Origin of the sequence: Glaciimonas sp. PCH181 (assembly GCF_003056055.1) — a bacterium.
Classification (GTDB): domain Bacteria; phylum Pseudomonadota; class Gammaproteobacteria; order Burkholderiales; family Burkholderiaceae_D; genus Glaciimonas.
Window position 1 is genome coordinate 147,047 of record NZ_PYFP01000002.1, and the last position, 22,154, is coordinate 169,200.

The 22,154-nt window shown below is 52.4% G+C and carries 13 protein-coding genes and 2 pseudogenes; 9 read left to right on the forward strand and 6 right to left on the reverse strand.

Annotated features, from left to right (window positions below; genetic code table 11):
• The first annotated feature begins 84 nt into the window (after window positions 1-84).
• The 6 genes from C7W93_RS13730 (at window position 85) to C7W93_RS25105 (ending at window position 10,462) form a co-directional block, all read left to right on the forward strand.
• Window positions 85-1,845 carry an allantoate amidohydrolase gene (locus tag C7W93_RS13730; RefSeq protein ID WP_108440773.1) on the forward strand — a complete coding sequence of 587 codons (1,761 nt, stop codon included), beginning with the start codon at window positions 85-87 and terminating at the stop codon, window positions 1,843-1,845.
• Window positions 1,846-1,920: 75 nt separating this feature from the next.
• Window positions 1,921-3,282, forward strand: a complete 1,362-nt coding sequence (locus C7W93_RS13735) for an 8-oxoguanine deaminase (RefSeq protein WP_108440774.1) — start codon at window positions 1,921-1,923, stop codon at window positions 3,280-3,282.
• Between the two features lie 187 nt (window positions 3,283-3,469).
• Complete coding sequence (locus C7W93_RS13740; RefSeq protein ID WP_108440775.1) at window positions 3,470-4,912, forward strand: Wadjet anti-phage system protein JetA family protein; 1,443 nt, start codon at window positions 3,470-3,472, stop codon at window positions 4,910-4,912.
• Complete coding sequence (locus C7W93_RS13745; RefSeq protein WP_108440776.1) at window positions 4,909-5,706, forward strand: DUF4194 domain-containing protein; 798 nt, start codon at window positions 4,909-4,911, stop codon at window positions 5,704-5,706. The genes C7W93_RS13740 and C7W93_RS13745 overlap by 4 nt, the downstream gene beginning before the upstream one ends.
• 5 nt (window positions 5,707-5,711) lie before the next feature.
• Window positions 5,712-9,332 carry an ATP-binding protein gene (locus C7W93_RS13750; protein ID WP_108440777.1) on the forward strand — a complete coding sequence of 1,207 codons (3,621 nt, stop codon included), beginning with the start codon at window positions 5,712-5,714 and terminating at the stop codon, window positions 9,330-9,332.
• The gene (locus C7W93_RS25105; protein WP_225869886.1) at window positions 9,329-10,462 is read left to right on the forward strand and encodes a hypothetical protein; all 1,134 of its coding nucleotides are present in this window, start codon (window positions 9,329-9,331) and stop codon (window positions 10,460-10,462) included. Before C7W93_RS13750 ends, C7W93_RS25105 begins: the two co-directional genes overlap by 4 nt.
• A 126-nt stretch (window positions 10,463-10,588) precedes the next feature.
• Here the strand turns inward: C7W93_RS25105 and pyk are convergent, their stop codons facing one another.
• The 5 genes and pseudogenes from pyk to gcl form a co-directional block, all read right to left on the reverse strand.
• Complete coding sequence (pyk, locus tag C7W93_RS13760) at window positions 10,589-12,010, reverse strand: pyruvate kinase (protein WP_108440778.1); 1,422 nt, start codon at window positions 12,008-12,010, stop codon at window positions 10,589-10,591.
• A 507-nt stretch (window positions 12,011-12,517) separates the two neighbouring features.
• Complete coding sequence (locus C7W93_RS13765; RefSeq protein WP_108440779.1) at window positions 12,518-13,798, reverse strand: glycerate kinase; 1,281 nt, start codon at window positions 13,796-13,798, stop codon at window positions 12,518-12,520.
• 291 nt (window positions 13,799-14,089) lie between these two features.
• Window positions 14,090-14,995, reverse strand: a pseudogene (locus C7W93_RS13770) (2-hydroxy-3-oxopropionate reductase); the annotation flags it as partial.
• A 58-nt stretch (window positions 14,996-15,053) separates the two neighbouring features.
• On the reverse strand, window positions 15,054-15,833 hold the full coding sequence (gene hyi, locus C7W93_RS13775) for a hydroxypyruvate isomerase (RefSeq protein ID WP_108440781.1): 780 nt from the start codon (window positions 15,831-15,833) through the stop codon (window positions 15,054-15,056).
• A gap of 57 nt (window positions 15,834-15,890) precedes the next feature.
• Window positions 15,891-17,666: a glyoxylate carboligase gene (gene gcl / locus C7W93_RS13780; protein WP_108440782.1), complete on the reverse strand. Its 1,776-nt coding sequence runs from the start codon at window positions 17,664-17,666 to the stop codon at window positions 15,891-15,893.
• 212 nt (window positions 17,667-17,878) lie between these two features.
• On the opposite strand from gcl, the gene C7W93_RS13785 reads away from it, so the two are divergent.
• The 3 genes and pseudogenes from C7W93_RS13785 to C7W93_RS13795 all read left to right on the forward strand — a co-directional run bounded on the left by C7W93_RS13785 (window position 17,879) and on the right by C7W93_RS13795 (window position 21,586).
• Window positions 17,879-18,790, forward strand: a complete 912-nt coding sequence (locus C7W93_RS13785) for a LysR family transcriptional regulator (protein WP_108440783.1) — start codon at window positions 17,879-17,881, stop codon at window positions 18,788-18,790.
• A 36-nt stretch (window positions 18,791-18,826) separates the two neighbouring features.
• Window positions 18,827-19,048, forward strand: a pseudogene (locus tag C7W93_RS25110) (trans-aconitate 2-methyltransferase); the annotation flags it as partial.
• Window positions 19,049-19,351: 303 nt separating this feature from the next.
• A complete protein-coding gene (locus tag C7W93_RS13795; protein ID WP_108440784.1) occupies window positions 19,352-21,586 on the forward strand; it encodes an NADP-dependent isocitrate dehydrogenase in 2,235 nt (744 codons plus the stop codon).
• A 191-nt stretch (window positions 21,587-21,777) separates the two neighbouring features.
• On the opposite strand, the gene C7W93_RS13800 is transcribed toward C7W93_RS13795, so the two are convergent.
• Window positions 21,778-21,957, reverse strand: coding sequence for a hypothetical protein (locus tag C7W93_RS13800; protein WP_108440785.1), 180 nt, complete (start codon window positions 21,955-21,957; stop codon window positions 21,778-21,780).
• Window positions 21,958-22,154: the final 197 nt, after the last annotated feature.

Below are 22,154 nucleotides of genomic sequence, written 5' to 3' on the forward strand. Positions count from 1 at the left end.
CTGGCAGCAACGGTCAATAAACGGGTCCCACCCGTCAATGATTTCACTTAAGGAGCAGGCGCGTGGGACGCGCCGACACAGACCATGACCACTCTGGAACAACTCAACGGTTGCGACGCCAATAGCTTCGTCGCCACTCTGCACGGCATTTACGAGCATTCTCCATGGATACCTGAACGCGCTGCGCTAGAACGGCCTTTTTCAAACATTACCAAGCTCAAATTGGCGATGCAAGATATCGTCCGCAACGCCAGCAATGAAGAGCAGCTCGGCCTGATTCGCGCCCATCCCGAGCTGGCGGGCAAAGCCGCGATCTCCGGCCAGTTAACAGCGGAGTCCACTGGCGAACAAGCCACAGCCGGACTCAACAATTGCAGCGCGGAAGAATTCGCCAGACTGCAAGAATTAAACGCCGCCTACAACACCAAATTCACGTTCCCGTTCATCCTGGCTGTCAAGGGTGCCGATGGACAAGGCTTATCGCGCAGCGCCATCATCGCCGCCTTCAGCCGTCGTCTAAAAAATCAAGTTGCCGACGAGCAAGCCGAAGCGCTGCGCCAGATCGGCAGAATCGCCGAAATGCGCACCAACGATTTGCTAGGCTATACACCGACACTGGGCGCAACCGTCATGCGCTGGGCCGAAATCATCGGCGCATGGAGCGATGACGACAGCGGCCTGACCTGCGCCTACATGACCGACGCCCACCGCCGCACAGCAGCACAAATCGCCGACTGGATGCGCGAAGCGGGTATGACCGCCGGTATCGATGCCGTCGGCAACGTGGTTGGTCGCTATCTGTCCGACAATCCGCACGCCAAAACACTGATCACCGGTTCGCATTACGACACCGTGCGCAACGGTGGTAAATACGATGGGCGCGAAGGCATTTTGCTGCCCATCGCGATCATCAAACACCTGCACGAACACGGCGAAAAACTGCCGTTCCATCTGGAAGTTATCGGATTTTCAGAAGAAGAAGGCGTGCGCTTCAAGAGTACCTTTCTCGGCAGCAACGCCGTCATCGGTCAGTTCGACATGACCCTATTAGACAATCTGGATCGCGATGGGATCAGCATGCGTGCCGCACTTGAAAGTGCAGGACATGACGTCTCCCTGATTCCATCGTTAGCACGTAACCCAGATGACTTACTGGGCTATGTCGAAGTCCACATTGAGCAAGGACCGGTGCTGTTGCAACGCGATCTGCCAGTCGGCATCGTCACCTCTATTGCCGGAAGTTGCCGTTACTTGGTGCAGCTAAAAGGCGTCGCCAGCCATTCCGGCACGACACCGATGACGATGCGCAAAGACGCTGCCACCGCCGCTGCCGAGATTGTGCTGTATGTCGAGCAACGCTGCGCCCAAGATCAACAGGCCTCACTAGTCGGCACCGTCGGCCAATTACAAGTACCCAACGGCTCTACCAACGTCATCCCCGGCGCTTGCCTGTTTTCATTAGATATCCGCGCTGCCGATGATGCAATCCGCGACGCGGCGGTGAATGATGTGCTGGCATTTATCGACGCCGTCTGCGAACGTCGCTTCGTAGAAAGCAGCGTTGAAAAAATGGTTTCTGCGTCAGCAGTCCCTTGCGCACCGTGGCTGATGGCGCAGCTGACAGCCGCCACCGAACGCGCCGGTGTACGTCCCTTCATGCTGGCATCCGGCGCGGGACACGACGCCATGGCGATTGCCAAAGCAACCGACGTTGCGATGTTATTCACCCGCTGCGGCAATGGCGGCATCAGTCACAATCCAATGGAGACAATGACCGCCGACGACGCTGAAGTATCTGCGCAAATCTTGCTGGATTTCCTGCGCAACTTTATCCCAAAGTCCTGAACCAGAGCCGGATATTACGTCAGCCGGATTGACATAAAATCCGTCTGGCGCATGTCCTTTTATAGTCAGTAAACCATGTCCAAAACCTTACTCATCAAGAACGCCCGCGTGTTGGTCACCATGGATGACCAACGTCGTGAAATCAGTAATGGTGCAGTGTTCATCCGCGACAACGTCATCGAACAAGTCGGCAACAGCGCCGATTTGCCGGGCACAGCCGATGAAGTCATCGATGCCAGCAATCATGTCGTGATCCCCGGTCTGGTGAATACCCATCACCACATGTATCAAAGTCTGACCCGCGTGATTCCTGCGGCACAAAATGGTGAGCTATTTAACTGGCTAACCAATCTGTACCCGATCTGGGCCAATTTGACGCCGGAAATGATACAAGTCTCCACGCTGACGGCGATGGCAGAATTGATCCTGTCGGGCTGCACCACCAGCAGCGACCATTTATATATTTATCCGAACGGCTGCAAGCTCGACGACAGCATCGAAGCCGCTAGCAATATCGGCATGCGCTTCCATGCAGCACGCGGTGCGATGAGCGTCGGCCAATCCAAGGGCGGTCTGCCACCAGATAGCGTTGTCGAAGAGGAAGCCGCGATCCTCAAAGATACCCAGCGCCTGATTGAGACCTATCACGACGCACAACGTCACGCCATGCAGCGCATCGTCGTCGCGCCCTGCTCGCCATTTTCTGTATCGCGCGATCTGATGCGCGAATCAGCCGTGCTAGCCCGCCATCATGGCGTCTCCCTGCATACGCATCTGGCCGAAAACGTCAACGATATCGCCTACAGTCGTGAAAAATTTAACATGACGCCAGCCGAATATGCCGAAGATTGCGGCTGGGTCGGGCACGATGTCTGGCACGCGCATTGCGTCCAGCTTGATGACGATGGCATTTATATGTTTGGCCGCACCGGCACCGGGATTGCGCATTGCCCATGCTCCAACATGCGGCTGGCATCCGGGATTGCACCTATCCGCAAAATGATCGACGCCGGCGTCACTGTCGGCTTAGGCGTTGACGGTTCAGCCTCGAATGACGGCGCGCACATGCTCGGCGAAACACGGCAAGCCATGCTGCTGCAACGGGTCGGTTTTGGACCAGATGCCATGACCGCACGCCAAGCATTGGAAATTGCGACACTGGGCGGCGCTAAAGTCTTGAATCGGGATGATATCGGCGCACTCAAACCCGGCATGTCAGCCGATCTGGTGATGTTTAATCTGAATCAGGTGCGCTTTGCCGGTGCATGGCACGATCCGGTCGCAGCACTGGTATTCTGCACGCCGTCTGATGTTGCCTATAGCATCATTAATGGTCGGATTGTGGTACGCGAAGGTCAATTGACGACGATCGATTTAGGTAATGTGCTCGAAAGACACAATACATTAGCTAGGGAATTAGCAGAAGCTGCGCGCTAAATTTCTGCGGTGAGCCAAGGCGGTTATCGCTTTGCCTCACTTTTTATTGCTAAATTTGCACCACTTCACCCTTTCATACTCTCACCACTCAAACGACAATTGCGCCTTCTAAGGCAGTAAAAATTTGCCCATCAAAAGGGCGAAAGCTATATATTCTTGTTTTCGCAATTTTCCGCAGGCACCACTCTTGTTTTTTGAATCAGATCGACTCAATTTTTTCAGACCCATCGCAGGCAAGCACCGTACAGTCGTCGTCGCCTGTTTGCGTACCTTGTACGAGCGCCTGCACGGCCCCAGCGCCGACTACGGCCAAAACCTGACGCGCGACAGCTTGCGCGATCTTTTATTGCCGGTGGTACAAGATGCGCGACATTTATTGGCACAAGCCCGGCAAGACGAAGCCGATAGCGAGGACGAGTCCACGTTACCAAGTCTGATTCCCGACAATGCCGACGATCAGCAAAGCACCAGCGCGGTCGTGCGCGCCCTGCATAGCGATGGCTGGCTGGAAACCTTCGGCGACCGTGCTGGCCTTGTAACGGCTTACCGTTTTTCCCGCGCTGGCAAACTATTTGCCGAGGCCTTCTGGGCACTTGACCGCCGTAGCGCCCGTACCCGCCAACGCAATGTCCGCAGTTGCCGGAACGCGCTGAATGCCGCTTTGCGCAACATCGACGCCTATGATTTAGTCGATGCTTACGAATATGCAGAAAAAATCATCAGCGATATCTCAGAAGGCGTGGATTACTTTCAGGAGCTGGTACGCCGATTGATGCTGGAAGCATCGCAAACGCCGTGGGATAACTTCATGGAATTCCTTGATCGTTTTGAAAAGGAATTCAAAAAGCAACTTACGGCTGACAGCATCGAACGCCATCGTCAGGCGATTCGGGATGTGATTGCACAATTGCATAGTCTGGATGACGCAAAATCCCGCGCTTTAGAGGCGCAGCTCAACGATATCGCACGCTGGGCGATGCAAGAACGGGTTGGCGCATCGACGGTCGACTGGATGCTGGAACGTATCGAAGAAATGGTCGAAGCTGCCTGCACCACCAAACATCCTGAGCTGATCAAAGCCATGAGCGTGTACATGCAACGCGCCGCCAGCATCGTCCAGCAAGCGCTGATGTTGCGTGGCGGCCAAACCCGTCAGGCCTACACCGCCGCCATCGCCAAAACTGCCAGTTTGAGTGGTGATGCACAAAACGCCTTGTTAGCGCGCATCGGTCAGACGCTGGCGCCAGCTGAAATACGGCTGCTTGATCCGGCAACCTTCAAGTTGCGGACCATCTCACAACGTCGTAAAGCCCTGACCGTCACAGCGCAGCCAAAAGTATCACGCGATGCGCGTCTGGCAGCAGCGCTATATCGTGCCGAAGCAGATGCTTTTGCGTTATCGAACGACGACGTCGTGCAACGTATCCGCGCCGAATTGCGCCTGCGTGACCGCCCGATCCGCCTGTCATCGCTGCCAACAGCCACCACCACCGATGTCCTCAACAATATGCAAATGGTAGAAGCTATACGCGGCGCGCGTGATCCGTCGCTGAAGATCACCAAGTTGCCGAATAAATTGTGGAACGACTTTTACGCCGGTGATGACTATCAAATAGAAATGAAAAAATGAACCTGCACGAAGCCTTAGAAGCGCAATTGCGCTTGCACAATACGCCACCGGAACGCTTCCGCGATATCGTCGGTCGTCTGTTTTCCGTTGGCATCGTCGTCCGCGAAGAAGATAACGTCGAACAACGTCTTTACGATGACGCACGGCGTATCGAAACCTGTTTGCGCGAATACTTCCAGCTCGGCGGATTTCGTCTGGAGCACAATGTAAAAAGCGAATTCTTTCGTCTATATGCACCGGGGGCAGACGTGCCGGGTCTGCAAGACGATGGCATGGAACCAGTGCCGGGCCTGCGTGCGCGCTTGTCGCCAGACTTCGTTGCCGCAGCCCTCACCTTACGTTTTCAGTATCAACAAGGATTGTCGGAAGGCGGCAATCGCCTGACCGATGCGGGCGAAGTATTGATCCGCTTTGAAGAATTATCAGCGACCTTACAAACTCAGTTAAAGCGCGCATTACCGGCAAATTCGGTAGAGCGGCAACGCCTGTTAAGCGACCTAAAGCGTCACCGATTGATACGCGTCGCCGCCACTTTCAGCATGGATGACGAAGATGCATTGCTGGCAATTCGTCCGACGATATTAGGCATCATTAGCGACGATATGCTGGAAGCCGCGCTAGACGCCGAGCAACCGTTGATGCCGCAAACTGCAACGGAAGATGCAGATGCAGAATATATAGAAAATGCAGAAAATATCGACGATGTAGCTGATGTAACTGATGTAACTGAAGCTGAGCAAATACTCGAGCAAACAGCAGCGCAAGCCATCATCACCGAAGAACAACAAGGATAGTCTGAATGAAGCTGGAAAAATTAATCCTGGTGAACTGGGGCGCGTTGACCACGCAAGAATATCCAATGGGCAACATGACGCTGCTGACCGGCCCCACCGGTTCTGGCAAATCGACCATGCTGGATGCGCTGCAAACGGTGATGACAGCGGTCTATCAAAACATTTTTAGCTACAATCCGGGGCAGGACGAAAGCAGCCAAAGCACCCGTAACGGCAAGACTAAACGTACCCTCGCCTCTTACATTGTCGGTGCCGAAGACAACTTATATGCACGCCCTAGCGCGCATGGTTATATCGCCGCCGTATTCCAGCCTAGCGAAGGCGAAGAAGGCAAAACTTTTACCGCGCTGGTCGCTGCTGCTGCCCGCGTTGACGGCACAGGCGAACGTCGCAATGCGGTCACCGAACGCATGGTATTACTCATCATTGACGATGTCGCGCTGCGTCTGGATGATCTGACTTCACGTGAATTGGATGGCGGTATGCACGTCGTCGCCGTCGAAAAAATCGAACATCATCTAGCCGCCAGATATCGCAACGTGATCAACTTCCGTGACAGCAAACGCGAATATCTATGCCAACTTTACGGCCGCTTTCGTGGGCAAAAATCGGTCTCGTTCAACGAAGCTGAAAGCGCTGCCAAAGCGTGGAGTCAATCGATTGCACACAGGCCAATCGGCAGTGTGAACGATCTGGTCAAACATCAAATTCTGGAGCTAGATACATCCGACTTAAACAAGCGGATTGGCGACATCAGCAAGTTGATGCGCGATGTTAACGCCTTACGCAAAGAAGGCGAACGCCTGACAGATAACGTCAAACGCCTCGATACGCTGGCAAAGACGGTCAGTGCAACGGCCCGTGCGCATGAGTTGGCAACCCAGTCGCAACTGTTGGTATCTTCGCTCGCACTGCGCGACGATCAGCGTCAGCTAGACGTCGCGATGAATGTGATAAAAAACGTCACGAGCCTGATCGCAGAAGAAAGTATCGCCGCCGACCGACTAGAGGATGATAGCAATGCCAAAGGCCGCAGCCTGACGCAAATACATGCCCAAATGATGGGGATACCGGCCGCCGATCAAAAGAAGCGTCTGCTCAACGATATTAGCGACTGCAACAGCAAAATCAGGACCATCTTTAACAATTTGCATGGCAACGCGCTGGCAGCACAACAACTGGAAAATGCCGCACGCAATGTCGCTGGCATGCAACTGCCCGCCGAACAGACCGACATCGTCCGCGCCGCACGGCAAGTTGTATTAGCGTTATCCGCTGTCGACGCACTCGATATCGGAGAGCAGCTGGAAAGTATTCATTCGCTGGCACAGATGGAAGAAGTTGACGTACTAAAAGCCTTATTGCTGGTACGTGATTTTGCTGGTGTCGATGTCGCATTACGTACGTTGCACGCCACGCTGGCTGGTACCGAAAATAGTTTCGTCGCTGCGTTGCATACCCAAATCGCTCACCTTGGCGAAAGCCAAACGCATGCGCAGCGGCACGAAAAAGACGCCGCTTCCCGCAAGGCCAATCTAGCCGAAGGCGGCGCAGACTATCCGCATCATATTCGCCACGCACTGAAAGAATTTCGCGCCGAACTAGGTGCAGCGCGGGTGCAGGTATTGTGCGATCTGATTGAGCCGATGTCCGCCGAATGGCAACCGGCAATTGAAGGCTATCTGGGCGGTGCACGCTACAATCTGGTCGTCGATCAGGATTGGGAAACCAGAGCCATCAATTTTGTCCGTGACCGCAAACTACGTGCGCACGTTATTCAAGGCAGCTTCTGCCTAAAGCATCTAAAAACAGAACGCACGCCTACGGATTCGATCGTGCATGAACTCAGCGCAGAACATCCCGTCGCGCACGCATTTTTGCACGAACAATTCGGTCAGGTAGTCAAAGTCAACGATACCGAGACCTTGCGCGATACGCCACGTGGCCTGACTAAGGATGGTAAAGGCAGCGGCTCCCGCACCATGTTCACCATCGACATGGCCGCAACGCTGGTTTTCGGTCAGGAAGCCAAGCGACTTGCCAAGCAACGCGCTGAACTGGAACACGCAGACGCCGAACGGGAATTGACGCAAATCCGCACGCAACTACGCGACTTCCAAGGCGCGCTGGCCTTGATGGGCAAACTACAATGTCCATCGTTTGTCGCTATCGGCGATCTGGAACGTTCAGTGCGCGACATCGATGCGGCGCGTCAGGATTTAAGCCGACTTGATTTAAGTCAGGTCAGCAAACTCGAAGATGAAGCCGAAGCGTTAAACATCGAAATTAAAGCGCTCAATGACCGTAAAGTTGCTTGCAACAAAACCATCGGCGGTTACGAAAATACACTAAAAAGTCAACAAAACCTTGTCACGAACGTGACCGCCGGAATGGCCGCCAAGCAAGCCAAAGTGGACATCGACACTGCCAAATTACGCGATCTGTGCCTGATCAACGCCAGCTTGTCGCTGACGGCAATAACCGATGAAATCAGTACCTGGATCGACGAGAAAAAATATTCGGCGGCGCAAGGATCAAAACAAGTCGAGCAACAAAAATTACGTAGCTGGCAAGTCTACGGTGATGTCCGCAATGCCTTGGGCGAATATCATACCCACGCACGTATCGATGAACGCTTTGAAATAACCCACACCGACGACGCCCGAGATGGCGATTTTTCGCCGACGTATCCATTGATGGTCTCGCTGCAATCCAGTGTGCGCAAACAGTTGATGCGCCAGCAAGATATCGGTCTGATCAAAAATCTCTCGCAATTACGCACCGCCGAATCGTCTTTCAACGACGTTTTCACCAAGCAGTTCTGCTACGAAATCCGCAACGCCGTCGATACCGGCGTACGCACGTTGCGCACACTGAATATCGAACTCGATAAGCTCAAATTTGGCACAGACAAATTTCGCATCGACTGGTCCGAATGGATACCGGAATTCAAAGCTTATTACGACTTCTTTTGCGCTACATCTGAAATGTCGGAAATACACGATTCCAGCGACTTATTCGGCACCACCGACCTAAGCCCGGAAAACTGTATCGTGCGTGACCGCCTGGTGCAATTACTGCTATCGGACGATGAAGATCGCGCCGTCAAAGAATTGCAACGCGTAGCCGACTATCGCAATTATCGTCGTTACGAAATCTATAAAGAATCAGATACCGGCGCGCAGGTCCGCCTATCAGAATGGGGCACCGGCTCTGGCGGTCAGCTAGAAACACCGGCTTATATCATTCACGCAGCCGTTGTCACCAACCGCCTGAAACGCTTTGAAAAAGGCGCAAGTCTGCGCCTGCTGGTCAACGACGAATCGTTCGCGAAAATGGATGAAGGACGCGCACGCGACGTACTAAAATTCCTGCGCGATCATCTTGGCATGCAGTTAATCTGCGCAATGCCAACAAAACACGCTGGTGCAATCAAGCCAGAATTTTCACGCGAATGGAGCTTTAGCCGCACCGAAGCGGAAGGCAATGGGGAAGTCGGTTTTGTGTCCGAAGCCGATGAACGCGAACTGCGCTCCGACAAATTGCGTGAACTGTGGGAATTGCGTCGTACGCAAGTACGCGAGCAAGCGCAAATCACATTTGAGGCGGCGGAGCGTATCGCTTGAGTGCGCCACTTTGGCTAGAAAAACCCGCTATGCAAGCCTTGCTGCATAAGTTGGTAAATCGTCTGGACGACGAAGTGCTGAAGGGAAAGCCGTCAACACACGCCTTTAAATTGGATAGTAAAAGTTGGCCGACTTTCTTCGCTGCAGAGTTTGAGACCGAAAGAGAAATCCTTTGGTCACATCTTGCCTGGCTGGCGCAGCAAGGTTGGTTTGAGATCAAACTAACGAAGTCAACCTCGCCTGAAGCCGATTATGAACGCAAGCCCCGCTTGCTAAATCTTCATATCGAACGATTGCGCGAGGCGACGGGACGACTTGAAAGAATCGTCAGCGCTACTGAACTATGGCGCGAAGCGGTGCGTAACAAACTCCATGCATCAGATGATATCAAGCAGCAGGTCGCACGTTCTTTGATCGAAATTTCCGATCGATCAGCGGACGAAATCGTGGAACGGCTAAACATGTTGCCAGCGTTAGCAAACGCCCCTTTACTTCTCAGACAGGTTTCAGCAGAACTATTCTGGACCAAATCGAAGATATTAGATAAGCGACAAGAACTGGTCGCTATTATTCTGGGATTGGAAGAATGTCCATTTCCATTAATGCCCGTGCAGTTACAGGTATTCTTGCCAAAGCAAGGCTATGACAGTGTGCTGTTTATAGAAAACCAAACCACTTTTGAGCAAGCAATCAGAGAAGCTGACGGACGATTTTCTGGATTAGCGATCATCTTTGCGGCAGGATTCAAAGGCAGCGCGAAGCGCTTACGGTTACGTTCCGGCAGCTCCTTGTATTTTTCGGTAGAAGGTGATTTATCATCCGCAGCAACGGGGAAATTTGCTGCTTGGTTATACAAAGATGGCGGCGATAACAACTTGTCGAGTTGGTTCTGGGGTGATTTGGATTATGCGGGGATGGGGATTTTGCAAACGTTAAAAAACTCATTTATCGCCCTGGAAGCATGGCAACCGGGCTACGCGCCAATGCTTGAAGCACTTCGAAATGGGGGTGGTCATTCACCAGAAAACATACAAAAGAAAGTCGAGCGCACCGGATGCCAATACGCAGACAATATTCTGATACCGGCCTTACATACAATCTCAAAATTCGTAGATCAGGAAATTGCCTGATCTACGCAAGTTTGTTTTACTTCCGACATCGGCCTCGCCCCGCAAAGAAAGATCAATCAACTTAGACTGCTAAATCCATCAATGCAAGTCATAGCGTTCCTATGTCGGCCTGCTTCAATCCTACCTTTATTGCGGCCAGATTTCTGCTAATCGCAACAGATTAGTACTACCCGGTTCACCAAACGGCATGCCAGCGGTGATCGCAATTTGATCGCCGATTTCTGCGAAGCCTTCCTTGAATGCGGTTTCACACGCGGCTTTTACCATCTCGCTTTCGTTATGTACCTGATCGCTGATCGTTGAATGGACGCCCCATACCATCGCCAGTCGCCGGGCGGTTGCCAACTTCGGCGTGATGCTGACGATCGGTGCAATCGGACGTTCACGCGCTGCACGTAAACTAGTATGTCCAGAGCTTGTATAAGTCACCGTAGCTTTTGCCCCGACAATACGGGTGACATCACGCAGCGCTGAACAAATTGCATCGCCACGATTCGGCAATGGCGTTTGATGTTGCGCATCCAGCATGTTGCGGTAAAGCGGATCTTGCTCCACCTCAGCAATGATGCGACTCATCATTTCTACCGCCTCGACCGGATACGCACCGCTAGCCGATTCAGCCGACAACATCACCGCATCCGAACCGTCATAAATGGCACTGGCAACATCCGATGCCTCAGCCCGAGTTGGAACAGGCATAGTGATCATCGATTCCAGCATCTGCGTGGCGATAACAATCGGTTTTCCATGCTGACGACACACCCGCAAAATACGTTTTTGCACACCCGGCACACGCTCCGGCGGCAGCTCCACACCCAGATCGCCACGCGCTACCATGATCGCATCAGACGCTTGAACAATCGCATCAAGCTGATCCAGCGCAGCCGGTTTTTCCAGCTTGGACAAAACCCAGGCGCGGTCGCCAATCAATGCCTTAGCCTCCAGCACATCCTCCGGCCGCTGCACAAACGACAATGCAACCCAATCCACACCCAACTCAAGCGCAAACGCCAGATCACGTTTATCTTTCTCAGTCAAAGCAGGAATCGGCAACACCGCATCCGGCACGTTAACCCCCTTGCGATCCGACAGCACACCGCCATTCACCACCCGCGTACGAATCCGCTGCCCATCGCTATCCTGCACCTGCAATCGCAACTTCCCATCATCCAACAGCAAAGACTGTCCCGCAGTGATGACCGCAAACAACTCAGGATGCGGCAAACAAACCCGCTGGGTATTACCCAGACTAGTATCGCGATCAAGCACAAATTCCTGCCCGGCATGCAGCGTTACTTTACCCTCAGCAAACTGCCCGATCCGCAATTTAGGTCCTTGCAAGTCAGCCAAAATCGCAATAGGCCGCCCAACCAAACGTTCAATTTCACGCACAATCCGATGACGTTCCTGATGGTCCGCATGACTACCATGACTAAAATTAAATCGAAATACATCAGCACCAGCTTCAAATAAAGTCTGAATCATTTCCTGACTAGAACTGGTTGGACCGAGCGTAGCTACAATTTTTGCGTTACGTTGACGTCGCATGGGACACTTTCTTTAGAGGACTACAAAACGGATTAAACTGAAAAGTCAGCGGAACATCTTATCCCGCACAACATTTTTTAAATCCAACTCACTATTATTTAAGATAACTCCGCGACATCACACCAGTTGCAAAAGCAATCAAAGTGGCCTTTGAAGCAGGCGCAGCCACCTTTGACGCTGTTCTTGAACTTGGAGGCGCAGCCACTTGGACTTTGACGTTGCAGTTGATCTGCCCCGTCATGTAGCGCTGCCAAATGTCTCAGCTGTTTGACGGGGTTTGTCGGGAAACATGTTTGAGCGAAGCGAGTTGATTTCTCGACCCGGCAAACAGCTGGAACATCTGGGAATCCGAAGGGCAGCGATACCTGCGGTCGCCTTCTTTTTGATTGCGTTTTCTGCGGGGGTGCCTCGCTGAAGCAAGAAAAAGTGACTAGCTGTGGGGCTACCCCGACAAGCATCCACGGAGCCCCCTGCATCAAAACCCAATACCCCCGCACTAACAAACTTCTACAAAATCACCATAGCCCGAAAATCATTAACATTAGTCCGAGTAGGCCCACTAACCACCAAATCCCCCAACGCATCAAAAAACCCATACCCATCATTGTTATCCAACATCACCTTAGGCAACAAACCCAATTCCCCCGCCCGCCGTATAGAATCCGGCTGATAAATCGCCCCGGCATTATCCTCAGACCCATCAATCCCATCAGTATCGCAAGCCAGCGCATAAATCTCAGGATACCCATCCAGCGCGGCAGCAAGGCTAAGCAAAAACTCCGCATTCCGCCCACCACGTCCATTGCCACGCACAGTAACCGTAGTTTCTCCTCCAGAAATCACCACGCATGGTTTGCTAAACGGCTGCCCCCGGCGCGCAATCTGACGCGCCAGAGCAGCATGTGCCAAGCCGATATCCCGTGCCTCACCTTCCATTTCATCGGACAAAATGTACGGTGTCAGCCCAGCTGCTGTCGCCGTAGCAGCCGCAGCGTCCAACGCATCTTGCGCAGTCGCAATTACAAAATGTTGATTACGTGCCAGCCGGGGATCGCCGGGTTTTGCGCTCTCACCTGCACCTGTTTCCAGATGCTGCAAGACTGCTTCTGGAATGGTTATTTTGTATTTTTTCAGGACGGCTAGCGCGTCGGCGCAGGTCGTTGGGTCGGCTAGCGTGGGGCCGCTGGCAATGATGCCGGGATCATCACCCGGGATGTCCGAGATCATTAGGGTGACAACGCGTGCAGGCGCGCACGCCAATGCTAATCGACCGCCTTTGATCGCGGATAAATGTTTGCGGACGCAGTTCATTTCGAAAATGTTTGCACCGCTTTTTAGCAGGGCTTTGTTGATGGCTTGTTTTTGTTCTAGCGTCAGGCCTGGGGCTGGCAAGGCTAGCAATGCGGAGCCGCCGCCTGAGATCAGGCACAAAACCAGATCGTCTTCGGTTAGTCCTTGCACCATTTCCAGAATGCGGGAGGCGGCTTGGCGGCCTGCTTCGTCCGGGACTGGGTGGGAGGCTTCGACTACTTCTATGCGCTTGCAATCTGCGCCGTGGCCGTAGCGGGTTACGACTAATCCGGTTATGTCGCCTTGCCAGTGGTCTTCTACTGTTTTGGCCATGGCGGCGGCGCCTTTGCCTGCACCTATTACCAGGGTTCTTCCTTTGGTCGGCGGGGTGATTTTTGCTAGGAAGGGGGGAAGGCATTTTTCGGCGCTGACTGCGGTTACAGCGCTTTGGTACATTTTTAGAAGGAGATCGCGGGGGGTGAATGGTGGGGTGGACATTCTGGGTGACCTTGAGGGGGAGTTGTTATTGGGTTTTGTTTGGGTGGTGATTATTGAAACGGTTTGTGCTCCGTGGATGCTTTGTCGGGGGGTGGCCCGACAGCCAGTCACTTTCTTTTGCTTCAGCTCGGCGCCCCCGCCAAAAGAAAGTAACCCAAGAAAAGGCGACCGCAGCTACCACTTCAAGAACAACTTCAACTGTGGCTGCGCCTGACGTCAACTGCGCAGCCTTGGTGTCTTTTTTGTTATTGGTTTGTTTAATTGTTCCCGATTTTGCGCCCTATTTTGAATTTATGCTTTGGCAATTTCGTGATTTGACATTATTTCAATTGCACGGCACAGGGCGGAATGGTCTAGACCGCTCATCCCGTGGGCGGCGCAGGTGTTCATTAATTCTTGTGCCATGGCAGTGTTGGGTAATGAGACGCCTAGGGCTTTTGCGCCTTGCAATGCTAAATTCAAGTCTTTCTGATGTAGCTCTATGCGGAAGCCTGGATTGAAGGTGCGCTTCACCATGCGTTCGCCGTGGACTTCGAGAATTCTTGATGCAGCGAAGCCGCCCATGAGGGCTTGTCTTACCCGGGCTGGGTCAGCACCTGCTTTTGAGGCGAATAGCAGGGCTTCGGCGACTGCCTGGATATTGAGGGCGACAATGATTTGGTTGGCTACTTTTGTGGTTTGACCGTCGCCGTTGCCGCCTACTAGCGTGATGTTTTTACCCATTAGTTCGAATAATGGTTTGACGTCATTGAAGGTGGATTCCGAGCCGCCGACCATGATTGTCAGCGATGCGGCTTTGGCACCTACTTCGCCGCCGGACACGGGGGCATCCAGGTATTCGCAGCCTAGTGCGTTGATTTTTTTGGCGAATTCTTTGGTCGCGATGGGTGAGATTGAACTCATGTCGATGACCACTTTGCCTGCGCTCAGGCCTTCTGCTACGCCGTTTTTGTCGAACAATACCGCTTGAACGTGCGGGGTGTCTGGCACCATGACGATGATAATGTCGGCGCGCTTGGCGACTTCTGCGCCGGATGTACAGACTGTTGCGCCGCCTTCGATCAATGCTGCTGGTGGATTTTTTTGGTCATGCAGGTATAGCTTGTGGCCGCCGCGTTGCAGATTGTCCGCCATTGGCGCGCCCATGATACCTAATCCGATAAAGCCTACTTTTGCCATGATGATGCTCCTTGATGTCTTGCGATTTTTTTAAATTCAGCGTTTTTACAGCGATCTGCTGATGGATTTTTTACGATTAAACCCCGTGCGCTGCGCGCCAGCCCAGGCCTTCGCTGGTGCCTGCCTTCGGCTTGTATTCACACCCGATCCAGCCGTCGTAACCGATTCCATCTAAAAACGCGAACAGAAAACGATAGTTAATTTCGCCTGTGCCGGGCTCAAAGCGACCTGGATTGTCGGCTAGCTGGACGTGACCGATTGAGTCGAGATTGGCTTTAATGGTATTGGCGAGTTCGCCTTCCATTCGTTGCATGTGATAGATGTCGTATTGCACAAAAATATTCTTTGAGCCGGTTGCCTTGATCAGGTCCAGGGCTTGCTGCGTTCCACTCAAATAGAAGCCGGGAATATCGAAAGTATTGATCGGTTCGATCAGCAAACGGATGCCCGCTTCTTGCAATTTATCGGCAGCAAATTTTAGATTGCTGACGACTGTGGCTTCGGCAGTTTCTGCACTGACGCCAGACGGTGTAATGCCGACCAGACAGTTGAGCTGCTTCACGCCTAGCACCTTGGCGTAACGCAGCGCTTCGTCTACGCCTTCTTTAAATTCACTGACACGATCTGGATGACAGGCAATGCCCCGCTCGCCTGCTTCCCAATTTCCGGCTGGTAAATTGTGCAAGACCAGTTCTAGACCATGCGTCTGTAATTTATCGCTGATTTCTTCTGCACGAAACGCGTACGGAAACAGAAATTCGACACCTTTGAATCCGGCTTTAGCTGCTGCGCCGAAACGCTCTATAAAAGGTAATTCGGTAAACAGCATGGTGAGATTGGCGGCTAGTTTTGTCATACTTTTCTCCTCAACTTAATTAATCGGGCAAACAATGCAGACGGTGGCGTAAGACAATTAGTCCAGCAAACTTACTGCTGTAGGCGCATCGGCACGGCACGTTGCCAAATCTTCAAACTCATTAATATTGTCAATTTCAGTACCCATCGCAACGTTGGTGACGCGCTCCAAAATGATTTCGACCACTACCGGCACACGGAACTCGGCCATCCAGCGTTTTGCTTGCGCGAAGGCGTCTTGCAGCGCATTTGGATCGGTGACACGGATCGCCTTGCAACCCAGACCTTCCACCACGGCGACGTGATCGACGCCGTAACCGTTCAGCTCTGGCGCGTTGATATTTTCAAACGCCAGTTGAACGCAATAATCCATCTCAAAACCGCGCTGCGCCTGACGAATCAAACCGAGGTAGGAATTATTAACGACGACATGCAGATACGGCAGATTGAACTGGGCACCGACGGCTAATTCTTCGATCATGAACTGGAAATCGTAATCGCCTGAAATCGCGACGACTTCGCGCTTTGGATCAGCGACACACACACCTAACGCCGCAGAAATAGTCCATCCCAACGGTCCGGCCTGACCGCAATTAATCCAGTGCCGGGCGTGATAGACGTGCAGGAATTGCGCTGCGGCGATTTGCGACAAACCGATTGTGCTCACATAGCAAGTATCGCGACCGAATGCACGGTTCATTTCTTCATACACACGTTGCGGCTTGACCGGGACATTCTCAAAATGCGTACGACGTTGCAGTGTGCGTTTACGCTCTTGGCACTCACGCAACCAAGCCGAGCGATCCGGTAATTTACCCGCTGCCTTCAGTTCTTTTGCGACTTCAATAAACAACGTCAATGCAGCTTTAGCGTCGGAAACAATCCCGTAATCCGGACCAAATACGCGACCAATCTGCGTCGGCTCAATATCCACGTGTACAAATTTACGGCCCTTGGTAAATACTTCAACCGAGCCGGTATGACGATTGGCCCAGCGATTGCCAATACCCAAAACGAAGTCAGACGCCAGCATCGTTGCGTTGCCGTAGCGATGGCTGGTTTGCAAACCCACCATGCCCGCCATTTGCGGATGATCATCGGGAATTGCGCCCCATGCCATCAGCGTTGGGATCACCGGAACGCCGGTCAACTCGGCAAACTCTACCGCCAGATCGGCAGCATCGGCGTTGATGACACCGCCACCAATGGTCAGCAAAGGCCGTTCGGACTCGCCCAGCATAGTCAGGGCTTTTTCAATCTGGGCACGGGAAGCTTTCGGTTTATAGACCGATAACGACTCATACGTATCTGGATCGAATTCGATTTCAGCGACTTGCACATCAAATGGCAAATCGATCAATACAGGGCCGGGGCGGCCTGAACGCATCAAATGGAAAGCTTGCTGAAATACGCGTGGCACCAGCGCTGGCTCGCGCACTGTTACCGCCCATTTTGTGACCGGCTTGGCGATCGACTCAATATCGACGGCCTGAAAATCTTCTTTGTACAAACGTGCACGCGGTGCCTGACCGGTAATACACAGAATAGGAATTGAATCTGCCTGCGCAGAATACAAACCAGTAATCATGTCTGTGCCAGCAGGACCGGAGGTGCCGATACACACGCCGATATTGCCAGCGGCGGCACGGGTGTAACCTTCGGCCATGTGTGAGGCGCCCTCAACGTGGCGTGCCAATACGTGCTTGATGCCACCGTGCTTTTTCATCGCAGAATAAAGCGGGTTGATGGCCGCGCCGGGTACGCCAAACGCCTGCAAGCAGCCTTCTTTTTCTAATACAAGTACTGCCGCGTCAATTGCTCTCATCTTTGCCATAGTGCCTCCGGGATAGCTAATGCATGATTGGTCAGTGCCGCTCTGGTCTTGCTACGGCGTTGCTGATGCTGGGATTACGGTTTTTGAAGCGAATTACAGTTGATGAAGCACATCCTATAAGCAAACTTTATGTTTGATAAGAAGACAAACTGTCTGTTTATTCCATACTTTTTATATCGAATAAGCAGTAAAGTACGCAATTGGAGGGATATATGGACAAATTGAAACAAATTGAGGCATTCGTTAGCGTGGTCGAAAAAGGTAGTCTGGCGAGTGCCGCGCTGGAACAAAGCATCACGCCCGTCATGCTGGGACGGCGCATCGATGCGTTGGAAAAACGGCTTGGGACGAAATTAATGCACCGCACGACGCGGCATTTAACGCTGACCGAGCAAGGCACGGTATTTCTGGATCATTGCCGCAAATTGTTAGCGGAGCTGGATTTTGCCGAAAAAATTATTTCCGAAGGCCGCCACAAAGCTACCGGCCATCTGGTGGTATCCGCGCCAGCAGCGTTCGGCCGAAAACATGTCGCACCGCACGCCCCTGCATTTATCGCCACCAATCCAGAGGTAAAAATTTCGTTCAATCTGACCGATCGCGTGGTTGATCTGGTGCGTGAAGGCTACGACATCAGCATCCGTATCGGCGGCACCATCGACCCGAATTTCGTCGCCGTAAAACTAGCGGGAAATCGCCGCGTAGTCTGCGCCACGCCGCAATACCTCGCACAAAATGGCATCCCTGAAACGCTGGACGATATTGCTCACCACAATTGCTTATCCTTTAATTTACAAGGCGGCCAGCAACGCGGCTGGTACTTTCAGCAAGGCGGCAAGCCAATCATTATCAAAGCTGAAGGAAATCTGGATTGCAACGATGGCGAATTGCTGCATCGCTGGGTGAGTGAAAGTTTAGGCCTGGCCTGGCGTTCTACGTGGGAAATCCAGTCGCAATTAGCCTCCGGCGAACTGATCACGGTATTGGATGAATTTGCATTACCGCATTACGACATCATGGCGGTGTACCCGCAACAACGGCATTTACCGGCTAAAACCCGGTTTTTTATTGATCGACTGAAGGAAACCTATGCGCAGCCGGGGTATTGGACGCAAAGCAACTAGTTATTTACGACGGATGTAATAGGCACATCCATTTTCTGGCGGACGACCTATTACCACGCCCTGCCGGGTGGTGCGGCCGCAATAGTGGAGTGGTTTAAAGGAAGTGGCTTAAGACCGTTTTTGTCGCGGCTCAATGAAGAAGAGCAAGGTGAATATCTGGAACGCTATCAAGCAGCGTTGCAGGAAATTTATCCCGCATTAGCAGACGGAACCGTCCTTTTACCTTTTCCAAGACTGTTTATTATCGCTACGCGGTAAGCCGACATTCAGTCAAGACTCTTAGGGTGCGGACAATCTCCCTTCAAAGTGGAACGATTTTCAGCGACTTTAAGGGCTGCGCTTGCTAAATGTCGAGCGCTCAACCCAAAGAGCGCATAAAATCTACCACTTGGTGATATAGCTTTTCACGTGATGAAGCATTGCTTGCATGAAATGGCCATCTCCCGATGAAGTCAGCGGCCAATAACATTGGCCGCTGGCAACAGGAAGCACTAATACGGTGCAAAAACTGTCGTATCGCCACACCAATAACTCCGCTCCACCAACTGCAAGGAAATTAAAGTGACTACCGGTAAATCAACGATCATTTACACCCTTACTGATGAGGCGCCACTGTTGGCGACTTATGCTTTTCTGCCGATCATCCAGACGTTCACCGCACCAGCCGGCATCGATGTCGTCAAGAGCGACGTTTCGGTAGCAGCGCGGATTCTTTGCGCGTTCTCCGACATCCTCCCTGAAGAGCAAAAAGTGCCGGACAATCTGGCTGCGTTGGGCCTTCTGACACAAGAACCAGAAACAAATATCATCAAGCTGCCAAACATCAGCGCCTCAATTCCGCAATTGATCAACGCGATTCGCGAACTGCAAGCACGCGGCTACGCGATCCCTGACTTCCCTGAAGATCCTAAGACCGACGCAGAAAAAGAAAATTTAAAGCGTTATTCAAAGGCATTGGGCAGTGCGGTTAATCCAGTGTTGCGTGAAGGCAATTCCGATCGTCGCGCCCCGGCTGCGGTGAAACGTTACGCGCGCAAGAATCCGCATTCGATGTCTAAATGGAGTCCTGCATCGCGTACCCACGTTTCGCACATGCACGGTGGCGATTTCTACGCCAGCGAAAAATGTATGACGATGAGCAAGGCTTGCGATGTCAAGATGGAACTGGTGACCAAGGATGGCGCAACCGTCGTCTTGAAAAATAAAGTGTCGCTGCTCGAAGGCGAGATCATCGACAGCATGTTCATGAGCAAGAAAGCGCTGTGCAAGTTCTACGAAGAGCAGATGGAAGACGCGCGCGAAACCGGCGTGATGCTGTCCTTGCACGTGAAGGCGACGATGATGAAAGTCTCGCATCCGATCGTTTTTGGACATGCGGTAAAGATTTTCTACAAAGAAGCCTTCGCTAAACACGGCAAACTGTTCGAAGAGCTGGGCGTGAATGCCAATAACGGCTTGAGCAGTGTTTACGACAAGATTGCCACGCTGCCAGAATCGAAGCGCGACGAAGTTATCAAAGATTTGCACGCCTGCCACGAACACCGTCCAGAACTGGCGATGGTGGATTCGGCTAAGGGTATCTCCAATCTGCACGCGCCTAACGATGTGATCGTGGATGCATCAATGCCAGCCATGATCCGTCTGGGCGGCAAAATGTGGGGTGCGGATGGCCGTCCGAAAGATACCAAGGCAGTTATTCCGGAAAGCACGTTCGCCCGGATTTATCAGGAAATGATTAACTTCTGCAAAACCAACGGTGCATTCGATCCGACCACGATGGGCACAGTGCCGAACGTCGGGCTAATGGCGCAAAAAGCGGAAGAATACGGCTCGCATGACAAAACTTTTGAAGTGCCAGCCAATGGCGTAGCACGGATTGTTGATGTTGACGGCACGGTGCTGTTGGAACAAAACGTGGAAGAAGGCGATATCTGGCGTATGTGCCAGGTTAAAGATGCCCCGATCCGCGACTGGGTCAAATTGGCCGTGAACCGCGCCCGTTTGTCGGGTATGCCAGCGATTTTCTGGTTAGACGAGTACCGTCCGCATGAAGCTGAGTTGATCAAGAAGGTCAGGACTTATCTGAAGGAATACGACCTGACCGGCCTTGACATTCAAATCATGTCGCAAGTCCGTGCCATGCGTTACACGCTGGAGCGCGTCATCCGCGGCAAAGACACTATTTCGGTCACCGGTAACATTTTGCGCGATTATCTGACGGACTTGTTCCCAATTATGGAACTGGGCACCAGCGCTAAGATGTTGTCGATTGTGCCACTGATGGCAGGCGGCGGGATGTTTGAAACCGGCGCGGGCGGATCAGCACCGAAGCACGTCAAACAGTTGGTAGAAGAAAACCATCTGCGTTGGGATTCGTTGGGTGAATTTTTAGCCTTGGCAGTATCGCTGGAAGATGTCGGTATTAAAACCGGCAATAACAAAGCGACGATCCTGGCAAAAACCCTCGATGATGCGACTGGCAAACTGCTAGAGAACAATAAATCACCTTCGCCACGCACTGGCGAACTAGACAATCGCGGCAGCCAATTCTATCTGGCGATGTATTGGGCACAGGCGCTGGCGGCACAGACTGAAGATGCGCAATTGCAGGCGCATTTTGCCCCATTAGCCAAGAGCCTCACTGAAAATGAGCAGGCTATTACCGAAGAGTTGAAAGCGGTACAGGGTAAAGCTGTGGATATCGGCGGTTACTTCCTTCTCGATGAGAAGAAAGTTGAAGCAGTTATGCGGCCTAGCACGACCTTCAATACTGCATTGAGCGCTGCAAACGTTTGAGCGTAATGTAATAAATATGCAGTAGTAAATACTGTAGCAATACTGCGCTGCGCAAGGATTTATACAATCCTGTAATACCATCCGGCAAGCTTAGGCTTGCCGGATTTTTTTCACTTTGCTTTTCGAAACGCCACACTTTTGAGGCTACGTATCGCCTTTCAATCGAAATCTATCCCACGATTTCCCGTAAATTATCTCGGCTCAACCGGCTTGCCGGGAAGATTTCCGCCCTCGCCTTCCCATGTTGTCAGCGCTTTTTTCTGCGAGCTTTGATCAGCTTGCGCACGAGCAAGCCTTTGTTTGCTGAGAACCAACAACGCCGTGAGGCTAGACACGGCTAGCATGAGTAGTGCGCTTTTATTATTAAACATTTAACTCTCCTTTAATGTGTGGGCCGGTTATCCAGATACCATTTCTGGAAGCGTTGCGTGCTGCCTGAAGGGTAGTCAGCAAATCAAGCGATTCACCGTGCATTCCCTGCAATAACGCATCATATCCAGCTATCCCACTGCTGCGTATAGGACATCGGCGGGCACCGATGTAGGACTAACGGAAGCTCAACCTCCAT

What these genes read in the sequence shown, in the direction of transcription:
- C7W93_RS13730 (WP_108440773.1), top strand. Translation starts at nt 85, where the DNA reads ATGACCACTCTGGAACAACTCAACGGTTGCGACGCCAATAGCTTCGTC.
- C7W93_RS13735 (WP_108440774.1), top strand. Translation starts at nt 1,921, where the DNA reads ATGTCCAAAACCTTACTCATCAAGAACGCCCGCGTGTTGGTCACCATG.
- C7W93_RS13745 (WP_108440776.1), top strand. Translation starts at nt 4,909, where the DNA reads ATGAACCTGCACGAAGCCTTAGAAGCGCAATTGCGCTTGCACAATACG.
- C7W93_RS13750 (WP_108440777.1), top strand. Translation starts at nt 5,712, where the DNA reads ATGAAGCTGGAAAAATTAATCCTGGTGAACTGGGGCGCGTTGACCACG.
- pyk (WP_108440778.1), bottom strand. Translation starts at nt 12,010, where the DNA reads ATGCGACGTCAACGTAACGCAAAAATTGTAGCTACGCTCGGTCCAACC.
- C7W93_RS13765 (WP_108440779.1), bottom strand. Translation starts at nt 13,798, where the DNA reads ATGTCCACCCCACCATTCACCCCCCGCGATCTCCTTCTAAAAATGTAC.
- hyi (WP_108440781.1), bottom strand. Translation starts at nt 15,833, where the DNA reads ATGACAAAACTAGCCGCCAATCTCACCATGCTGTTTACCGAATTACCT.
- gcl (WP_108440782.1), bottom strand. Translation starts at nt 17,666, where the DNA reads ATGGCAAAGATGAGAGCAATTGACGCGGCAGTACTTGTATTAGAAAAA.
- C7W93_RS13785 (WP_108440783.1), top strand. Translation starts at nt 17,879, where the DNA reads ATGGACAAATTGAAACAAATTGAGGCATTCGTTAGCGTGGTCGAAAAA.
- C7W93_RS13800 (WP_108440785.1), bottom strand. Translation starts at nt 21,957, where the DNA reads ATGTTTAATAATAAAAGCGCACTACTCATGCTAGCCGTGTCTAGCCTC.